Origin of the sequence: Agrococcus sp. SGAir0287 (assembly GCF_005484985.1) — a bacterium.
Taxonomy (GTDB): Bacteria; Actinomycetota; Actinomycetes; order Actinomycetales; family Microbacteriaceae; genus Agrococcus.
The window spans coordinates 1834533-1851579 of sequence record NZ_CP027942.1 but is presented as its reverse complement, the minus strand read 5'-3'; the positions used below and the strand labels follow the sequence as shown (position 1 = coordinate 1851579).

Annotated in this window: 15 protein-coding genes; 12 read left to right on the top strand and 3 right to left on the bottom strand. The window is 72.5% G+C overall.

Translation table 11 applies throughout. The annotated features are described in order from the left end of the window. Positions 1–29 precede the first annotated feature (29 nt). Positions 30–521: a peptide deformylase gene (locus tag C1N71_RS08820; protein WP_137756051.1), complete on the top strand. Its 492-nt coding sequence runs from the start codon at positions 30–32 to the stop codon at positions 519–521. A gap of 73 nt (positions 522–594) precedes the next feature. Here C1N71_RS08820 and C1N71_RS08815 read toward each other — a convergent pair whose 3' ends face one another. Continuing rightward, positions 595–2415 (bottom strand): AMP-dependent synthetase/ligase, encoded by a 1821-nt coding sequence (locus tag C1N71_RS08815; protein WP_254677958.1) that lies wholly within the window; start codon positions 2413–2415, stop codon positions 595–597. A gap of 130 nt (positions 2416–2545) precedes the next feature. Here C1N71_RS08815 and C1N71_RS08810 point away from each other — a divergent pair, with 130 nt between their 5' ends. Both C1N71_RS08810 and C1N71_RS08805 read left to right on the top strand, forming a co-directional pair. Next, entirely contained in the window at positions 2546–3262 is a 717-nt protein-coding gene (locus C1N71_RS08810; protein WP_137756050.1) for a lysophospholipid acyltransferase family protein, read from the top strand. Positions 3263–3311: 49 nt separating this feature from the next. Further along, positions 3312–4676, top strand: coding sequence for a class II 3-deoxy-7-phosphoheptulonate synthase (locus C1N71_RS08805; protein WP_175414167.1), 1365 nt, complete (start codon positions 3312–3314; stop codon positions 4674–4676). Positions 4677–4745: 69 nt separating this feature from the next. Here the strand turns inward: C1N71_RS08805 and pknB are convergent, their stop codons facing one another. Beyond that, positions 4746–6701, bottom strand: coding sequence for a Stk1 family PASTA domain-containing Ser/Thr kinase (pknB, locus tag C1N71_RS08800; protein WP_254677957.1), 1956 nt, complete (start codon positions 6699–6701; stop codon positions 4746–4748). 110 nt (positions 6702–6811) lie between these two features. Between pknB and C1N71_RS08795 the strand changes: the two genes are divergently transcribed. Further along, positions 6812–7099 (top strand): Rv2175c family DNA-binding protein, encoded by a 288-nt coding sequence (locus tag C1N71_RS08795; protein WP_137757278.1) that lies wholly within the window; start codon positions 6812–6814, stop codon positions 7097–7099. A gap of 35 nt (positions 7100–7134) precedes the next feature. Here the strand turns inward: C1N71_RS08795 and C1N71_RS08790 are convergent, their stop codons facing one another. Continuing rightward, the gene (locus tag C1N71_RS08790) at positions 7135–8259 is read right to left on the bottom strand and encodes a polyprenyl synthetase family protein (RefSeq protein ID WP_137756049.1); all 1125 of its coding nucleotides are present in this window, start codon (positions 8257–8259) and stop codon (positions 7135–7137) included. A gap of 58 nt (positions 8260–8317) precedes the next feature. On the opposite strand from C1N71_RS08790, the gene C1N71_RS08785 reads away from it, so the two are divergent. The 8 genes from C1N71_RS08785 to mraY all read left to right on the top strand — a co-directional run bounded on the left by C1N71_RS08785 (position 8318) and on the right by mraY (position 17019). Further along, positions 8318–8698 carry a DUF3040 domain-containing protein gene (locus tag C1N71_RS08785; protein ID WP_137756048.1) on the top strand — a complete coding sequence of 127 codons (381 nt, stop codon included), beginning with the start codon at positions 8318–8320 and terminating at the stop codon, positions 8696–8698. 315 nt (positions 8699–9013) lie between these two features. Beyond that, positions 9014–9445 carry a division/cell wall cluster transcriptional repressor MraZ gene (gene mraZ / locus C1N71_RS08780; RefSeq protein ID WP_137756047.1) on the top strand — a complete coding sequence of 144 codons (432 nt, stop codon included), beginning with the start codon at positions 9014–9016 and terminating at the stop codon, positions 9443–9445. A gap of 101 nt (positions 9446–9546) precedes the next feature. Further along, complete coding sequence (gene rsmH, locus C1N71_RS08775; RefSeq protein ID WP_137756046.1) at positions 9547–10497, top strand: 16S rRNA (cytosine(1402)-N(4))-methyltransferase RsmH; 951 nt, start codon at positions 9547–9549, stop codon at positions 10495–10497. Next, positions 10494–11075, top strand: a complete 582-nt coding sequence (locus tag C1N71_RS14990) for a hypothetical protein (RefSeq protein WP_175414166.1) — start codon at positions 10494–10496, stop codon at positions 11073–11075. The genes rsmH and C1N71_RS14990 overlap by 4 nt, the downstream gene beginning before the upstream one ends. Before the next feature lie 53 nt (positions 11076–11128). Further along, positions 11129–12934, top strand: a complete 1806-nt coding sequence (locus C1N71_RS08770) for a peptidoglycan D,D-transpeptidase FtsI family protein (protein WP_175414165.1) — start codon at positions 11129–11131, stop codon at positions 12932–12934. Positions 12935–12950: 16 nt separating this feature from the next. After that, positions 12951–14480: a Mur ligase family protein gene (locus C1N71_RS08765; RefSeq protein WP_254677955.1), complete on the top strand. Its 1530-nt coding sequence runs from the start codon at positions 12951–12953 to the stop codon at positions 14478–14480. After that, the gene (locus C1N71_RS08760) at positions 14477–15877 is read left to right on the top strand and encodes a UDP-N-acetylmuramoyl-tripeptide--D-alanyl-D-alanine ligase (protein ID WP_137756043.1); all 1401 of its coding nucleotides are present in this window, start codon (positions 14477–14479) and stop codon (positions 15875–15877) included. The genes C1N71_RS08765 and C1N71_RS08760 overlap by 4 nt, the downstream gene beginning before the upstream one ends. Continuing rightward, on the top strand, positions 15874–17019 hold the full coding sequence (gene mraY / locus C1N71_RS08755; RefSeq protein ID WP_137756042.1) for a phospho-N-acetylmuramoyl-pentapeptide-transferase: 1146 nt from the start codon (positions 15874–15876) through the stop codon (positions 17017–17019). The genes C1N71_RS08760 and mraY overlap by 4 nt, the downstream gene beginning before the upstream one ends. Positions 17020–17047 lie beyond the last annotated feature (28 nt).

Sequence of the window (17047 nt, the reverse complement as noted above, 5' to 3'; positions counted from 1 at the left end):
CCGCTCGAGGCCCAGAAGGAGCTCCACCGATGACCGTCCGCGACATCCGCGTCTTCGGCGATCCCGTGCTGCGCACGCCGGGGGTGCCCGTCGACCCAGTCGACCCCGCGACGCGCCAGCTCGTCGAGGACCTCGTGGACACCGTGCGGCTGCCCGGCCGAGCGGGCGTCGCCGCGTGCCAGATCGGCGTCGCCGCGAGGGCGTTCAGCTACAACGTCGACGGCGACGTCGGCTACGTGCTGAACCCCGTGCTCGTCGAGGTGCGCGGCGAGGTCGAGCTCGTCGACGAGGGCTGCCTGTCGGTGCCCGGCCTCGGCTACCCGACGCCGCGCCATCCCTGGGCGCGCGTCGAAGGCGTCGACCTCGATGGCGGTCGCGTCGTGCTCGAGGGCTCCGGCCTCATGGCGCAGATGCTGCAGCACGAGTGCGCGCACCTCGAGGGCAGGCTGTACGTGCAGACGCTCGAGCGCGAGACGCGCGCGCAGGCGATGGCCGACATCCGCGCATCCGCCTGGTTCTGAGCCGTTCGCGCACGAACGCCCCGGCGACCTCGCGGTCGGCCGGGGCGTCGTGTCGTCGATGCGTTCGGCGCGCCTACGGCACCGAGACGCCGTAGGCGTCGTCGGCGTACAGGCGGTCGATCTCGTCGGCGAAGTCCTTCACGATGTTGTGGCGCTTGATCGACATCTTCGGCGTCAGGTGCCCGCCGGCCTCGGTGAAGTCCACCGGCAGGATCGCGAACTTCCGCACGCCCTCGGCGCGCGACACCTGCGCGTTGCCCGCCTGCACGGCGCGCGTGACCTCGGCGATCACGGCCTCGTGCCGCACGGCGTCCTCGACGCGCATCGACTCGTCGAGGCCGTTGTTCTTCAGCCACGTCGGCAGCATCTCGGTGTCGAGCGTGACGAGCGCGCCGACGAAGGGCCGCTGGTCGCCGACCGCGACGACCTGGCCGACGATGAGGTTCGACCGGATCGGGTCCTCGAGCGCGGTGGGCGAGACGTTCTTGCCGCCCGCCGTCACCATGATCTCCTTCTTGCGGCCCGTGATCCGCAGGTAGCCGTCGGCATCGAGCTCGCCGATGTCGCCGGTCTTGAACCACTCGCCGTCGAAGGACTCGGCCGTCGCCTCGGGGTTGTTCCAGTACTCCTTGAACACCGCGATGCCGGCGACCTGCACCTCGCCGCCCTCGCCGATGCGCACGCCGTTGCCGGGCAGCACGGGGCCCACGGTGCCGATCTTGAAACGGTCGGGGCGGTTGACCGTCGCGGGCGCCGTCGTCTCGGTGAGGCCGTAGCCCTCGAGGATGCGGATGCCGAGGCTGCGGTAGAAGTGGCCGAGGAACGTCGACAGCGGTGCCGAGCCCGAGACGGCATAGCGCACGCGGCCGCCGAGCGCGGCCTTCAGCTTCTTGTAGACCAGGGCGTCGAAGACGCGGAACTGCAGCGCGAGGCCCAGCGGGACCTTGCCCTCGTCGAGGGCCTTCGAGTGCGCGACCGCGACCTCGGCGGCCTTGCGGAAGATCTTGCCCTTGCCGCCGGCCTCGGCCTTCTGCTCCGAGACGTTGAAGACCTTCTCGAACACGCGCGGCACCGCGAGCAGGAACGTGGGGGAGAAGGAGGTCATCGACTCGACGAGCCTCTTCGTGTCGGGCTGGTGGCCGACCTTGACGCCGGCCGTGACGGCGAGCGCGGCGATGAAGCGCGCGAAGACGTGCGCCGTCGTGATGAACAGCAGCGTCGAGGCGCCGGGCGCGACGACCTCCTTGAGGTCGACGGCGGCATTGCGCGAGAGGTCGACGAAGTTCGCGTTCGTGAGCACGACGCCCTTGGGGCGCCCCGTCGATCCCGAGGTGTAGATGATCGTCGCGATCGTGTCGGCGGTCGCGATGCGGCTGCGACGCTCGATCTCCTCGTCGGGCACGTCGACGCCCTTCGCGACGAGCTCGTCGAGGTGGCCCGAGTCGATGCGCCACACGTCGCCGATCGCGGGGAGGTCGCCCTGCACCTCGTCGAGCCGCGCGAGCATCTCCGCGGTCTCGACGATGATGCGCGTCGCGCCGGAGTCGGAGAGGATCCACTGGATCTGGCTCGGCGCGCTCGTCTCGTAGACGGGCACGAGGATGGCGCCGGCGAACCAGACGGCGAAGTCGATGAGCGTCCACTCGTAGCGCACGCGCGACATGATGCCGATGCGGTCGCCCGGCTCGACGCCCGCCGCGACGAGGCCCTTCGCGAGCGCCACGACCTGCGCGTGGAACTCGCGCGTCGAGACGTCCTTCCATCCTGCGCCGTCCGGCACGGCGAACAGGGGCGCGTCGGGCGAGATCGTCATGCGGTCGCGCAGCAGGTCGCACGTGTTCGCATTCGGATCGCGCTCGACGAGCACGGGTCGGATCTGGCCGGCGTCGGTCACGGTGGCTCCTTCGGCTCCGTACGTGAGGGCTCGTCACGATCCTACGGGGCGAGGCTGGAGGATGCGGCGGCGGCATGCCCCACGCCGCGGAGGCCCGTGGCTAGAGTGGTGCGCCGGGGGTGGTGCGCCGATGTTCTACTGGCTGCTGAAGCACTGGATCGTGGGCCCGTACATCCTCACGGTGTTCCGGCCGTGGATCACGGGCATGGAGCACATCCCCGCCAAGGGCCCCGTCATCATCGCCGGCAACCACCTGTCGTTCATCGACTCCGTGCTCATGCCGCTCGTCGTCCGTCGGCGCGTCTTCTTCCTCGCGAAGTCCGACTACTTCACGGGTCGCGGCCTGAAGGGGCGGCTCGTGCGCTGGTTCTTCGAGGCGTCCGGACAGCTGCCGATCGACCGCTCCGGCGGCAAGGCGAGCGAGGCGAGCCTCAACACGGGCCTCAAGGTCCTCGCGCGCGGCGACGTGCTCGGCATCTACCCCGAGGGCACGCGCAGCCCCGACGGCAAGCTGTACCGCGGCCGCACGGGCGTCGCCCGCATGGTGCTCGAGGGCCAGGTGCCCGTCGTGCCGTGCGTCATGATCGGCACCGAGCAGATCATGCCCACGGGGCGCATCCTGCCGAAGGTCGGCCGCGTCGGCATCGTGTTCGGCGAGCCGCTCGACTTCTCGCGCTACTACGGCCTCGACACCGACCGCTTCGTGCTGCGGTCGGTGACCGACGAGATCATGTACGCCCTCGCGCGGCTGAGCGACCAGGAGTACGTCGACGTGTACGCCTCGAGCGCGAAGGCGAAGCGCGCCGACGCGCGGCGCCCCGAGGCGGCGCCGAGCACCTCCGCCTGAGGCGGCGCGGTCGCCGCGCGGCACCCCCGCGCGCGTAGACTCGACCCTCGTGACCACCGCAGCCATCAGCCCCGATCCCACCCTCGTCGCCGGGCTCGACGCGTATCGCTCGCTGCCCGTGAAGCAGCAGCCCGCGTGGCCGGATGCGGATGCCATCGAGGCCGTGCGGGCGGAGCTCGCGACGCTGCCGCCGCTCGTCTTCGCCGGCGAGGTCGACATGCTGCGCGACCGGCTCGCCGCCGCGTCGCAGGGGCACGCGTTCGTGCTGCAGGGCGGCGACTGCGCCGAGACGTTCGCGGGAGCGACGGCCGACCAGATCCGCAATCGGGTCAAGACGATCCTGCAGATGGCGGTCGTGCTCACCTACGGTGCCGCGATGCCCGTCGTGAAGATGGGCCGCATGGCGGGCCAGTTCGCGAAGCCCCGCTCGAGCGACACCGAGACGCGCGAGGGCGTCACGCTTCCGGCGTACCGCGGCGACATCGTGAACGGCTACCCGTTCACGCCCGAGTCGCGTGCGGCCGACCCGCAGCGCATCCTGCGCGGCTACCACATGGCCGCATCGACGCTGAACCTCGTGCGCGCCTTCACCCAGGGTGGCTTCGCCGACCTGCGCGAGGTGCACTCGTGGAACAAGGGCTTCGCGAAGAATCCGGCCAACGCGCGCTACGAGGCGCTCGCCGGCGAGATCGACCGGGCCATCCGGTTCATGGAGGCCGCTGGCGCGAACTTCGACGAGCTGCGCGCCGTCGAGTTCTACACCGGCCACGAGGGGCTGCTGCTCGACTACGAGCGCCCCATGACGCGCGTCGACTCGCGCACGGGCCTCGCCTACGACACGTCGAGCCACTTCCAGTGGATCGGCGAGCGCACCCGCGAGATCGACGGCGCGCACGTCGACTTCTTCTCCCGCGTGCGCAACCCCATCGGCGTGAAGCTCGGGCCCTCGACGACCCCCGACGACATGGAGCGGCTCGTCGACCGGCTCGACCCGGACCGCGAGCCCGGCCGCCTCACCTTCATCACGCGCATGGGCGCCGGCCGCATCCGCGACGCGCTGCCCGCGCTGCTCGAGGCGTCGAAGGGACTGGAGTCGACGCCCGTGTGGATCACGGATCCGATGCACGGCAACGGCATCACGACGCGCAACGGCTACAAGTCGCGGCGCTTCGACGACGTCGTCGACGAGGTGCGCGGCTTCTTCGAGGCGCATCGCGCCGCGGGCACCTTCCCGGGCGGCCTGCACGTGGAGCTCACGGGCGACGACGTCACCGAGTGCCTCGGCGGCTCGGAGCAGATCGACGAGGCCGCGCTCGAGAGCCGCTACGAGTCGCTGTGCGACCCGCGCCTCAACCACATGCAGTCGCTCGAGCTCGCCTTCCTCGTCGCGGAGGAGCTGCGCGCGATCTCCTGATCGTCGAGCCACGGCACGAGGGCCGGTCCGCATCGCGGGCCGGCCCTCGTCGCGTCGGCGCTCGCCGGCTCAGTACTGGGCCGTGACGGTGACGGCCGAGCCCTCGTCGACCGTCGCGCCCGGCTCGGGGCTCACGGCCGTCGGTCGCGCGACGCCCTGCAGCGGTCCCGGCACGTTCGTGTCGAGCGACACGTCGAATCCGAGCGCCTCGAGCGCCGCGACGGCGTCCGGGATGCTGCGCTCGAGGATGTCGGCGGGGATCTGCACCTGCGGGGGCCCGCTCGAGACGACGATCGCGACGGGGGCACCCGACCCGTACTGCGCGCCGTCGGGGTAGCTCGCGCGGATGATCTGCCCTTCCGCGACCTCGCGGCTCGGCTCCGTCGACACGGCGCCGAGCGTGAGGCCCACGGCCTGCAGCACCATCTGCGCGTTCGCCTGGTCGAGGCCGACGAGGCTCGGCTGCGGACCGCGCGAGACGACGGGATGGAACGCCGTGCCGCGCGGCCACGTCTCCTGCGTCGACGCGTCGGCGCCGCCGTCGGCCCATGCGGCGACGACCGTGCCGGAGGGCTGGTCCGAGAAGACGTCGATCGTCGACGTCGCCACGAAGCCGGCAGCCTCGAGCGTGGCCGCGGCGTCCTGCTCCGCGACGCCCGCGAGCTGCGGGGCGGGCAGCATCTCGACGCCGAGCGACAGCACGAGCGTGACGACGCCCCCGCGCTGGAGCTCGGCGCCCGGACCCGGATCCGTGCGGATGAGCGTGTCGACGAGCACGTCGGGGCTGTGCTCGCGCTGGACCTCGTCGGCGACGACGAGACCCGCCTCCTCGAGCGCGGCGCGCGCATCCACCTCGCTCGTGCCCTGCGCGATCTCCGGCACGGTCGTGCGACCGCCCGGGCCGTCGTTGAACCACCAGCCGGCCCCCGCCGCGAGCAGCGCGAGGACGAGCACGAGCGCGAGCAGCACGAAGCCCCTGCGCCGTCGAGCCACGGCCTTGCGCTGCAGCGCGCGTGCCGCGGGCGGCACGTCGCCGGTGTCGAGCGCAGGCAGGTCGCCCGTGCCGAGCCCGCCGCGCCGAGGTGGGGTCGCGGCCGGGGCGTCCACGATCGCGGTCGCGGCGTCCGACGGCGCCGCCGCCGTGACCGGGAGCATGCGCGTGTGCGCGCTCGTGCCGGAGCGCTCGCCAGCGCGGATGCGCTGCACCTCGTCGAGCATCTCGCTCGCGTCGGCGGGCCGCAGGTTCGGGTCGCGATGCGTCGCCCAGTGCACGAGCAGGTCGAGCTCGCGCGGCACGGACGGCTCGAGCGACGAGGGCGAGGGCACCTGCTCGTGCGCGTGCTGATACGCGATCTGCAGCGGCTGCTCGCCCGTGTAGGGCTGCTTGCCCGTGAGCATCTCGAACAGCATGATCCCGACGGCGTAGATGTCGCTGCGCGCGTCGGCGACGCCGCGCGTGACGAGCTCGGGGGAGAGGTACGCGATCGTGCCCAGCAGCGCCTTGCCGGTCGCGGTGTTCGCGGTCGCGGCGCGCGCGAGGCCGAAGTCGGCGATCTTGATGCGGCCGTCGTGGGCGAGCAGCACGTTCTCGGGCTTGATGTCGCGGTGCACGATGCCGGCACGGTGCGCGGCGGCGAGCCCCGCGAGCACCGCCTCGAGCACCTGCAGGGACTGCTCGGGTCGCAGCCGGCCGCGCTCGAGCAGCAGGTCGCGCAGCGTGATGGACGGCACGTGCTCCATCGCGAGGTACGCGAGCCCCGGCTCCTCGCCCTGGTCGAGCACGTTCACGACGTTCGGATGCGCGAGCCGCGCGGCCTGCCGCGCCTCCTGGATGAACCGCTCGCGGAACTGGTCGTCGTCGGCGAGGTGCGGATGCATGACCTTGATGGCGATGCGCCGATCGAGCCGCAGGTCGGTGGCGACGTAGACCGTCGCCATGCCGCCGCGCGCGATGCGCTCGCCGACCTGGTACCTGCCGTCGACGAGGCGCCCGTAGAGCGGGTCGTCGTGGGGAGCAGCAGGCACGTCAGGATCGTAGGCCGTGCTCGGCGCTGCGCCGTGCGGGCACGCGGAGGACAGGGCACACTGGTGCCGTGGACACCGCCTGGCTCACGATCCCCGACCTCGTCGACCGCATGGGGCTCACGCCCTCCCGCATCCGCCGCCTCGTGGAGGAGCGCGCGCTGCCCGCCACCAGGCGCGAGGGCGTGCTCGTCGTGCCCGAGGTCTTCCTCGACGACGACGACGCGCCGATGAGCGAGCTGCGCGGCACCGTCATGCTGCTCGGCGACCTCGGCTTCGACGACGACGAGGCCGTGGCGTGGCTGCTCGACGACGAGCCGTCGCTCGGCACGAGCCCCATCGAGGCGCTGCGCGCCGGTCGCAAGGCCGAGGTGCGCCGCGTCGCGCAGGCGCTCGGCTAGACCCGGCCGCGTAGGACCCCGCGAGGACCCGACGCTCAGCGGTCGCGGTTCGCTGCCGCGGCCGCCAGGCGCTCGAGCTCGAGCACGGCGCCGCGCGAGAGCTCCGCGTCGCGCAGGGCCTCGAGCGCGCCGCCGACGGCGCGCTCGATCATCGCCTCGAGCCGCTCGAGCGCGCCGGCCTCCGCGATCGTGCGCTGCAGCATCCGGATCTGCTCGGGCTCGAGGTCCGGGTCGCCGAGCAGCTCGTCGAGCGTCGTACGCGGACCGGGCGCGAGCTCGCGGCGCGCGAGCTCGACGAGCACGGTGCGCTTGCCCTCGCGCAGGTCGTCGCCCGCGGGCTTGCCCGTGACGGCGGGATCGCCGAAGACGCCGAGGATGTCGTCGCGCATCTGGAAGGCGGTGCCCACGGGCACGCCGTAGCCGCACAGCGCCTCGACCTGCTGCGCGCTGCCGCCCGCCATCGTCGCTCCGAGCACGAGCGGCGCCTCGACGGAGTACTTCGCGGACTTGTAGACCGCGACGGCGTGGGCCCTCTCGAGCAGCGTGTGGGGCTCCTGGCGCACCCACGCGGACTCCTCGAGCACGTCGAGGAACTGGCCGTAGCCGACCTCCTCGCGCATGGTCGAGAAGACCTGCATCGCAGCGGCCTGCCGCTCGGCGGGCAGCGCGCCGGCGCCGGCGCGGGCGAGGTCGTCCGCCCATCCCAGCAGCAGGTCGCCGACGAGGATCGCGCCGTTCACGCCGAACGTCTCGGCGCGGCCGCTCCACTCGGCGGCGCGATGCGCGGCCTCGAGCCTGCGGTGCACGCTCGGGGCGCCGCGGCGCGTGTCGGAGGAGTCCATGACGTCGTCGTGCACGAGCGCCGCGGCGTGGAAGACCTCGACGGCCGCTGCCATCGAGACGATCGCGTCCCACTCGGGGTCCGAGGGGCTGCCCGTCGTGTGCGTCGCGTGGGGCCTCGCGGCGGCCACGGCATGCCATCCCCAGTGCAGGAATCCGGCGCGCATGCGCTTGCCGCCCGTGGTCAGCGCGGCCAGCGCGTCGAAGATGGGGGAGAGGTCGCCGGAGATGGCAGCGGCCGCCGCACGTCGCTCGGCGAGGAAGTCGCGGATGCGGACGTCGACCGCGGTGGAGAAGCGGGAGCCGGGCGACACATCCATAGCCTAGTGACAGTCCCAGGGCGTACACTGACACGTCCGGGAACCCTGGGGGGATCACATGCCACTGAGCGAGCAGGAGCAGCGCCTTCTCGACGAGATGGAGCGCAATCTCTACAAGCACGAGGCCGACATCGTGTCGACGCCCTCGGGTCCTCGCACCGTCAACTACACGCGCGTGGCGCTCGGCATCGCGCTCGTCGCGGCGGGCCTCGCGGTCGTGGTCGTCGGCGTCGTCGTGCAGTTCGCCCTCGTCGGTGTCGCGGGCTTCGGCCTCGCGGTCGGCGGCGCGATGGTCGCGCTGACGGCGTCGCGCCCGGCGGAGGTCGACGAGCAGGGCTCCGGCGCATCGCCGAAGGGCGGCGCCGCGCCGAAGGCGAAGGGTCGCTCGTCGCTCATGGATCGCCTCAGCGCGGAGTGGGACAAGCGGCAGCAGCAGTAGCGCGCCTCGAGCCTCCACCCGGCTCCACCAGCTCTCGAAGGCCGGCCCCACGGGGCCGGCCTTCGTCGTTCGTGCCCAGGGCCCTCGGCCCTCCACCTCCCTCCACCGTCACCGCCCCGAGCCGCCGTCGTGCGGCTCGGGGCGTTCGCATGCGCACTGGGAGCCGAAATCCCTCCACCCCGCTCCACCCCGCCATTCCTGGGAACTCGGCACGAATGTGTGCGAATCTCATCATCAGGTGGATGAAAGTGGAGTACGGTGGAGGGACGTGCAGGACGCACGTCCCAACCACTGGCCGGATGGAGAGGGGGCGCAGTGTTCCTCGGCACCTACGCCCCGAAGCTCGACGACAAGGGCCGCGTGATCCTCCCGGCGAAGTTCCGGCAGGACCTCGAGTCGGGCATCGTCCTCACGCGCGGCCAGGAGCGCTGCATCTACGTCTTCTCCGCCGTGGAGTTCCAGAAGGTGCACGAGCGCATCCGCCAGGCGCCGCTCACGAGCGCCGGGGCGCGCGACTTCCTGCGCCTGTTCCTCTCCGGCGCCTCGAGCGAGTCGCCCGACAGCCAGCACCGCATCACGATCCCCACGTCGCTGCGCGAGTACGCGGGCCTCGAGCGCGACCTGACGGTCATCGGCGTCGGCGACCGCGCCGAGATCTGGGCCACGGACGCGTGGACCGCCTACTACGAGGCCAAGGAGGCCAACTTCTCGAGCACCACGGAGGAGGTGATCCCGGGCATCTTCTGATCCCGTCTCCTCGACCCTCAGCCGAGGCCGTGCCGCACCTTCCCCGGTGGCACGACCGCGGATGGGGATCCGGGATCCGGGATCGCGAAGCCCCTCGCATCATGGACGCCAGCTCCCTCCACACCCCCGTCATGCTCGAGCGCTGCCTCGAGCTGCTCGCACCCGTCGCCGCGCGCGACGGCGCCGTCGTCGCCGACGCGACGCTCGGGATGGGCGGCCACGCCGAGCAGCTCCTCGAGCGGCACCCCGGCCTGACCCTCGTCGGCATCGATCGCGACCCCGACGCCATCCGCCTCGCCGGCGAGCGGCTGCAGCGCTTCGGCGACCGCGTCCGCATCGTGCGCCACGTCTACGACGAGCTCGAGGCGTCGCTCGACGACGCGGGCGTCGACCGGCTCGACGGCATCCTGTTCGACCTCGGCGTGTCGAGCCTGCAGCTCGACGACGCCGAGCGCGGCTTCGCCTACGCGAAGGACGCGCCGCTCGACATGCGCATGGGGCAGGAGGGGCCGACGGCTGCCGACCTCGTCGCGACGCTCGACGAGCGCGAGCTCGCGCGCATCATGCAGCGCTACGGCGACGAGCGGCTCGCCGGCCGCTACGCCCGCGCCATCGTGCGCGAGCGTCAGCAGCGGCCCATCCTCACGAGCGCGCACCTCGTCGAGGTGCTCGACGCCGCGACCCCCGCCGCCGCCCGGAAGCCGGGCCACGTCGCCAAGCGCGTCTTCCAGGCGCTGCGCATCGTCGTGAACGACGAGCTCGGCGTGCTCGAGCGCGCCATCCCCGCCGCCCTCGACGCCCTCGAGCCGGGCGGGCGGATCGTCGTGATGGCCTATCAGTCGCTCGAGGACCGCATCGTCAAGACGGCGTTGCGCGACGCGACGACGGACCGCACGCCGCTCGGCGTGCCCGCCGCGCTGCCCGAGCACGCCGCGCCCTACCGGCTGCTCGTGCGCGGCGCCGAGCTCGCCGACGAGGCCGAGCGAGCCAGGAACCCCAGATCCATCCCCGTGCGGCTGCGTGCCGCCGAGCGCATCGGAGGTGCGGCGTGAGCGCACTGGAGAGCATCCGCACGCTGTCCGACCCGGCGCCCCAGCGCGCTCCGGAGCGGGAGCGCGAGCCCCGCCGTCGGCTCGTCGCGCTGCCGCGGCCCACCGTGCGGCGCGCGCCGAGCGTCGCCCACGGCGTCGTGGCGCTCGCCGGGCTCGGCGCCATCATCCTCGGCCAGCTCGGCCTGTCGATGGCGATCGGCGAGGGCGCCTACGAGATCGCGAGCCTGCAGTCGACGTCGGCGCAGCTGAGCCGCGAGCAGCAGACGCTCCAGGAGCAGCTCGACGCGCTCGAGTCGCCCCAGCAGGTGGCGCTCGCCGCCGAGTCGCTCGGGATGGTCCAGGGCCAGGCGAGCGAGTTCCTGCAGCTGTCGACCGGTGCCGTGCTCGGCGGCCCCGACGCGCTCCACATGCAGCAGCCGAGCGTCGGCGCGGACGGCAGCCTGCTCGTCGGCAACGAGATCCTGCAGGCCTCGACGCCCGCGCCGCAGGCGCCCGTCGCCGAGGAGCCGGCCGAGCCCGAGCCATATCCGGGGATGCTTCTGCCCGCGGAGGGCGTGGCACCGACCGTCGGCGGCTGACCGCCGATACCGTCCGAACCCAGCGGATCCGTCCGCACGCGAGAGGGGGAGCCGTGGCGAAGCGCCAGCGCACCGCAGGCACGTCGAGATGGCGACCGATCGTCACGGGGATCGTCGTCGTCGCGCTCGTGGGCGCGTGCGTCGTACGGCTCGTGGACATCCAGCTCGTGCGTGCCGATGCGCTCAACGCGGAGGCCGCGGGTCGCGTCGGGGCGACGGCCCCCATCCACGGCACGCGCGGCGACATCGTCGACGCGAACGGCACCGTGCTCGCCGGCACCGTCGACCGGTGGGACCTCACGATCTCGCCGCAGTTCGTGCACGACCTCACCGAGCGCGACGGGCTCGAGCCCGGCGAGGTCGTGACGGGCGGGCAGATCTTCGAGCGGCTCGCCGCCATCACGGGCGACGACCCGCTCGTCTACCAGGCCGCCGTCGACGCCGCCCTGCAGGCGAACCCCGAGTCCGACTACCTCGTGCTGGCGACGGGACTCGACGGCACGCAGTACCAGCAGATGCGCGACCTGCAGCAGGAGCTGCCGATCGGATTCGTGACGTTGCGATCGAACCCGCAGCGCGTGTACCCCTCCGGCGCGGTGGCGGGCAACCTCGTCGGCTTCATGGGCACGGACGGTCCGCTCGCCGGGCTCGAGATGACCGAGGACCAGTCGTGCCTCGCACCCGAGCCGGGGGAGCAGTCCTTCGAGCGCGGCGCGGACGGCACGCCCATCCCGGGCTCCACCGTCGTCACCGAGGAGTCCGCGGACGGCGGCGAGCTGCAGCTCACGATCGACGCCGACGTGCAGTTCCAGGCCCAGCAGCTCGCCGAGCAGTACCGCCAGCAGTACCAGGCGCAGTCGGCGAACGTCATCGTCGCGCGCGTCGACGGGTCGCTCGTGGCCGTCGCACAGACCCCGACCGTCGACCCCAACGACCCTGCGGCGACGGACGCTGCCGACTACGGCGCCTTCGCGTTCACGCAGGGCCTCGAGCCCGGCTCGATCTTCAAGACCATGGCGATGGCGGCGATGCTCGACCTCGGCCTCGTCACGCCCACCGACGAGCGCACCGTGCCGTGGCGCTACGACCCCGACGGCCCCGTGCGCGTCTCCGACGCGCACTCGCACCCCGACATGCCGTGGACGGCGACGGGGATCCTCGTGAACTCGTCGAACGTCGGCATGGTCGACCTCGCGCAGGGCATGAGCCGCGACGACTACTTCGACTACCTCGCCCGCTTCGGCTTCGGCGAGCCCACCGTCGGCTTCCCCGGCGAGTCGAGCTTCCCGCTCGCCGCCGACCCGTCGGGCCTCGACGCGCAGACGCAGCTGAACGTGCTCTTCGGCCAGGGCATCCAGGTCACGCCCATGCAGATGGTCGGCGCGTACCAGGCGATCGCGAACGGCGGCGTGCGGCAGGACCTGCGCCTCGTCGAGTCGTGCACGCTCGCCGACGGCACCGTCGTGACGCCAGAGCAGGGCGACGACACGCGCGTCGTCAGCGAGCACACCGCCGACGAGCTGCTCGCGATGATGGAGCACGTCGTCACCGACTATGGCGCCGTCACGTTCCCGATCCCGGGCTACCGCGTCGCGGCGAAGACCGGCACGGCCGAGGTCGTGCTCGACCCGGCGGCGGGCTACGACCCCGTGCAGCGCATCGTGACGACGGCCGGCGTGTTCCCCGCGGACGACCCGCAGTTCGTCGTCTACGTGCAGCTGAACCTGCCGCAGACGGAGCGCACGAGCGCGGCGGCCATCCCGCTGTTCCACGATATGGTGAGTCTCCTGATCCGGGAGTACGACATCCCGCCGAGCACGTCGCAGGCCCCTGACCTGCCGCTCGAATGGACCGACTGACATGGACGGGGGAACGGTGGAGGGAGTCGTCCCGCCGATCCTGAGGCCCGAGCATCCGACACCCAGACCGCTGAGCGCGCTCGTCGACGAGTTCACGCTCGACGTGGTCGGGGATGCGGATGGCGTCGAGGTGACGGGCATCACGAACGCATCGCACGACGTGCGGCCCGGCGACATCTTCGCCGCGCTGCCAGGGCTGCGCCGCCACGGCGCCGAGTTCGCGAGCGACGCCGTCGCGCGCGGCGCCGTCGCGATCGTCACCGACGCAGCGGGCGTGCCGCTCGCCGGCGTCGACGCCCCGATCATCGTGCTCGACGAGCCGCGCGCCGCCCTGGGCGAGATCGCCGCGTGGGTCTACCGCACGCGGGAGGACCCGCCGCGCCTCTACGGCGTCACCGGCACGAACGGCAAGACGTCGACGGCGTTCATGCTCGAGGGACTGCTCGCCGACCTCGGCTTCGTCACCGGCCTGTCCACGACGGCGGAGCGCCACGTCGGCGACGAGGTCGTCACGTCGAAGCTCACGACGCCGGAGGCGAGCGAGCTGCACGCGCTGCTGGCGCGCATGCGCGAGGCCGGGGTGCGGGCCGCGGTGCTCGAGGTGAGCGCACAGGCCATCGAGCGCCACCGCGTCGACGGGGTCGAGTTCGACGTCGTCGCGTTCACGAACCTGAGCCACGACCACCTCGACGACTACGGCTCGATGGAGGCGTACTTCGCCGTCAAGCTCGAGCTCTTCACGCCCGACCGCGCCGAGCGCGGCGTCGTGTGCGTCGACTCCGAGTGGGGTCGCCGCGTCGCCGAGGAGACGCGCATCCCCGTCACGACCGTGAGCTCGACGGATGCGGAGGCGGACTGGCGGGTCGAGATCCTCGCCGAGCGGGTCGACGGCACGCGCTTCGCGCTCGTCGGACGCGAGCGCACGGTCGAGGTCGAGATCCCGTTCATCGGCAGGCACCTCGCCGTCGACGCCGCCATCGCCATCCTCATGCTCGTCGAGGACGGCTTCGAGCTCGACGCGATCGCCGAGTCCGTCGAGCGCGGCGTGCGCCCCACGCTCCCCGGCCGCATGGAGCGCGTCTCCGGCGACCGCGGGCCGGCGCTCTTCGTCGACTACGGGCACAGCCCCGACGCCTTCCAGGCGACCCTCGAGGCGCTGCGCCGCGTCACCCCCGGGCGCCTCGTGTTCGTCTTCGGCGCCGACGGCGACCGCGACGCCACGAAGCGCGCCGAGATGGGCCGCATCGGCGCGACGTTCGCCGACGAGCTCGTCGTCACCGACTTCAACCCGCGCACGGAGGATGCCGCGAGCATCCGCGCGCAGATCCTCGAGGGCGCGCGCGGCGTCGATCCGGGCCGCGTCCACGAGGTCAGCCCCGAGGAGGACGCCATCCGTCTGGCCGTCACGCTCGCCGGTCCCGGCGACACGATCCTGTGGGCGGGCCCCGGCGACGCCGACTACCGCGACGTCGCAGGCGTCCGAGAGCCGTTCGTCGCCCGCGACGAGGCCAGGCTCGCGCTGCACGAGGCGGGCTGGACCGAGTGATCGCGCTCCAGGCATCCGAGATCGCGCGCGTCGTCGACGGCGCGCTCGTCGGCGACGACGTGCGCGTCGAGGGCTCCGTGCAGACCGACTCGCGCCTCGTCGAGCCGGGCGACGTGTTCGTCGCCATGCCCGGCGAGGTCACCGACGGGCACCGCTTCGTCGGCACGGCCGTGGAGGCCGGCGCCGCCCTCGTCCTGTGCGAGCGGCCGATCGACGCCGACGTGCCGCACGTCGTCGTCTCCTCGGGCCTCGCCGCCCTGCAGGCGCTCGCGGCGCACGTCGTCGCCGCCGTGCGCGAGCGCTGCACCGTCGTGGGCATCACTGGCTCGAACGGCAAGACGACGACGAAGAACATGCTGCAGGCGATCCTCGAGCAGCACGGCGAGACGGTGAGCCCCGTCAAGTCGTTCAACAACGAGGTCGGCGCACCCATGACGATGCTGCGCGTCACCGAGGCCACGCGCTACCTCGTGCTCGAGCTCGGCGCGAGCCGCGTGGGCGACATCGCCTCCCTCGTGGCGCTCGCGATGCCCGACGTGTCCGTCGTCCTCAAGGTCGGCCTCGCGCACGCCGGCGAGTTCGGCGGCGTCGAGCGCACGCAGCGCGCGAAGCACGAGATCGTCCGCGACCTCCCGGACACCGCCGTCGCCGTGCTCAACCGCGACGACGACCGCGTCGTCTGGATGGCCGACCGCACCGCGGCGCGCGTGCGCTGGTTCGGCCTCGACGCCGGCGGCGACGCACCCGCGGACACCGTGTGGGCGTCGGACGTCGCCTCGTCGATCGATGGCACGTCCGCGACGATCCATCGGGGCGAGGAGTCCTGGCCCCTCACGCTGCGCATCCTCGGCGAGCACCACGTCATGAACGCCCTCGCGGCGCTCTCGGTGGCCGACGAGCTCGGCGTGCCGATCGACGACGCCATCGCCGCGCTCGAGTCGATGGTGCGCGCCGAGCGCTGGCGCATGGAGCTGCTGCGCCCCGAGTCGGGCGTCGTCGTCATCAACGACGCGTACAACGCGAGCCCCGACTCCATGGCGGCGGCGCTGAAGACGCTCGCGCACGTGTCGCGGACCTCGGGCGCGCGCTCCGTCGCCGTCGTCGGCGCCATGACCGAGCTCGGCGACAGCCAGGTCGAGGAGCACGACCGCATCGGCCGCCTCGTCGTGCGCCTCGGCATCGACCGGCTCGTCGTGGTCGGCGAGGGCGCGAAGCCCGCGCACGACGCGGCCGAGCACGAGTCCTCCTACGGCCAGGACACGACGTACGTCGAGACGCAGGAGCAGGCGCTCGCGCTGCTGCGCGCGACCCTCGAGCCCGGCGAGGTCGTGCTCGTGAAGTCCTCCCTGTCGGCGGGCCTCAAGGACCTCGGCGACCGGCTCGGCGGCGTCGCATGATCGTCCTGCTCGTCTCCGCGACGATCTCGCTCGTCTTCGCCCTCGCCGCGACGCCCGTGTACGTGCGGCTCGCCACGCGCCTGGGATGGGGCCAGTTCATCCGCGCCGACGGTCCGCAGTCGCACCACACGAAGCGCGGCACGCCCCAGATGGGTGGCCTCGTCTTCATCGTCGCGACGATCGTCGGCTACGCAGGCGGCAAGCTCGTCGGCTCGCTCGACGGCGTGCCGAACTACCCCAGCGCGCCGGCGCTGCTCGTGCTCCTGCTCATGGTGGGCCTCGGCGCCGTCGGATTCGTCGACGACTACCTCAAGGTGCGCAAGCGCCAGTCGCTGGGCCTCGGCGGATGGGCGAAGATCGCGGGCCAGGTCGCCGTCGGCGTCGTCTTCGCCGTCCTCGCGCTGCAGCTGCCGGACCGCTACGGCCAGACGCCCGCATCCACGGCCATCTCCGCGGTGCGCGACATCGAGTGGCTCGACCTCACCCGGCTCGGCCTCGTCGTCGGCATCGGGCTCGCCGTGCTGTGGTTCCTCTTCATCATCGTCGCGACGTCGAACGCCGTGAACGTGCTCGACGGCCTCGACGGCCTCGCCGCGGGCTCCACGATCTTCTCGGCGTCGGCGTTCGTGCTCATCGGCTTCTGGCAGAACGGCCAGGCGTGCCTCGGCGGGCTCGCCGATCGCGTCGCACCCGGGGGAGCGGTCGACGCCGACCTCTACCGCTGCTACCCCGTGCAGGCGCCCCTCGACCTCGCGGTCGTCGCCGCGTGCCTCGCCGCCGCGCTCATCGGCTTCCTCTGGTACAACACGAGCCCCGCGCAGCTCTTCATGGGCGACGTCGGCTCGCTCGGCCTCGGCGGCGCGCTCGCGGGCCTCGCGATCATGACGCACACGCAGCTGCTGCTCGTGCTCGTCGCGGGCCTGCCGCTCGTCGTCACCGGCAGCGTCATCCTGCAGCGCCTGTACTTCAAGGTCACGGGCGGCAAGCGCATCTTCCTCATGAGCCCGCTGCACCACCACTTCGAGCTGAAGGGGTGGGCGGAGATCCGCATCGTCGTGCGCTTCTGGATCGTCTCCGGCCTCTTCGTCGCCCTCGCCGTCGGCCTGTTCTACCTCGATTGGGTGATCCATCCTGTCCCGTGACGCCGCCCGCGACCTCGACGCGCTCACG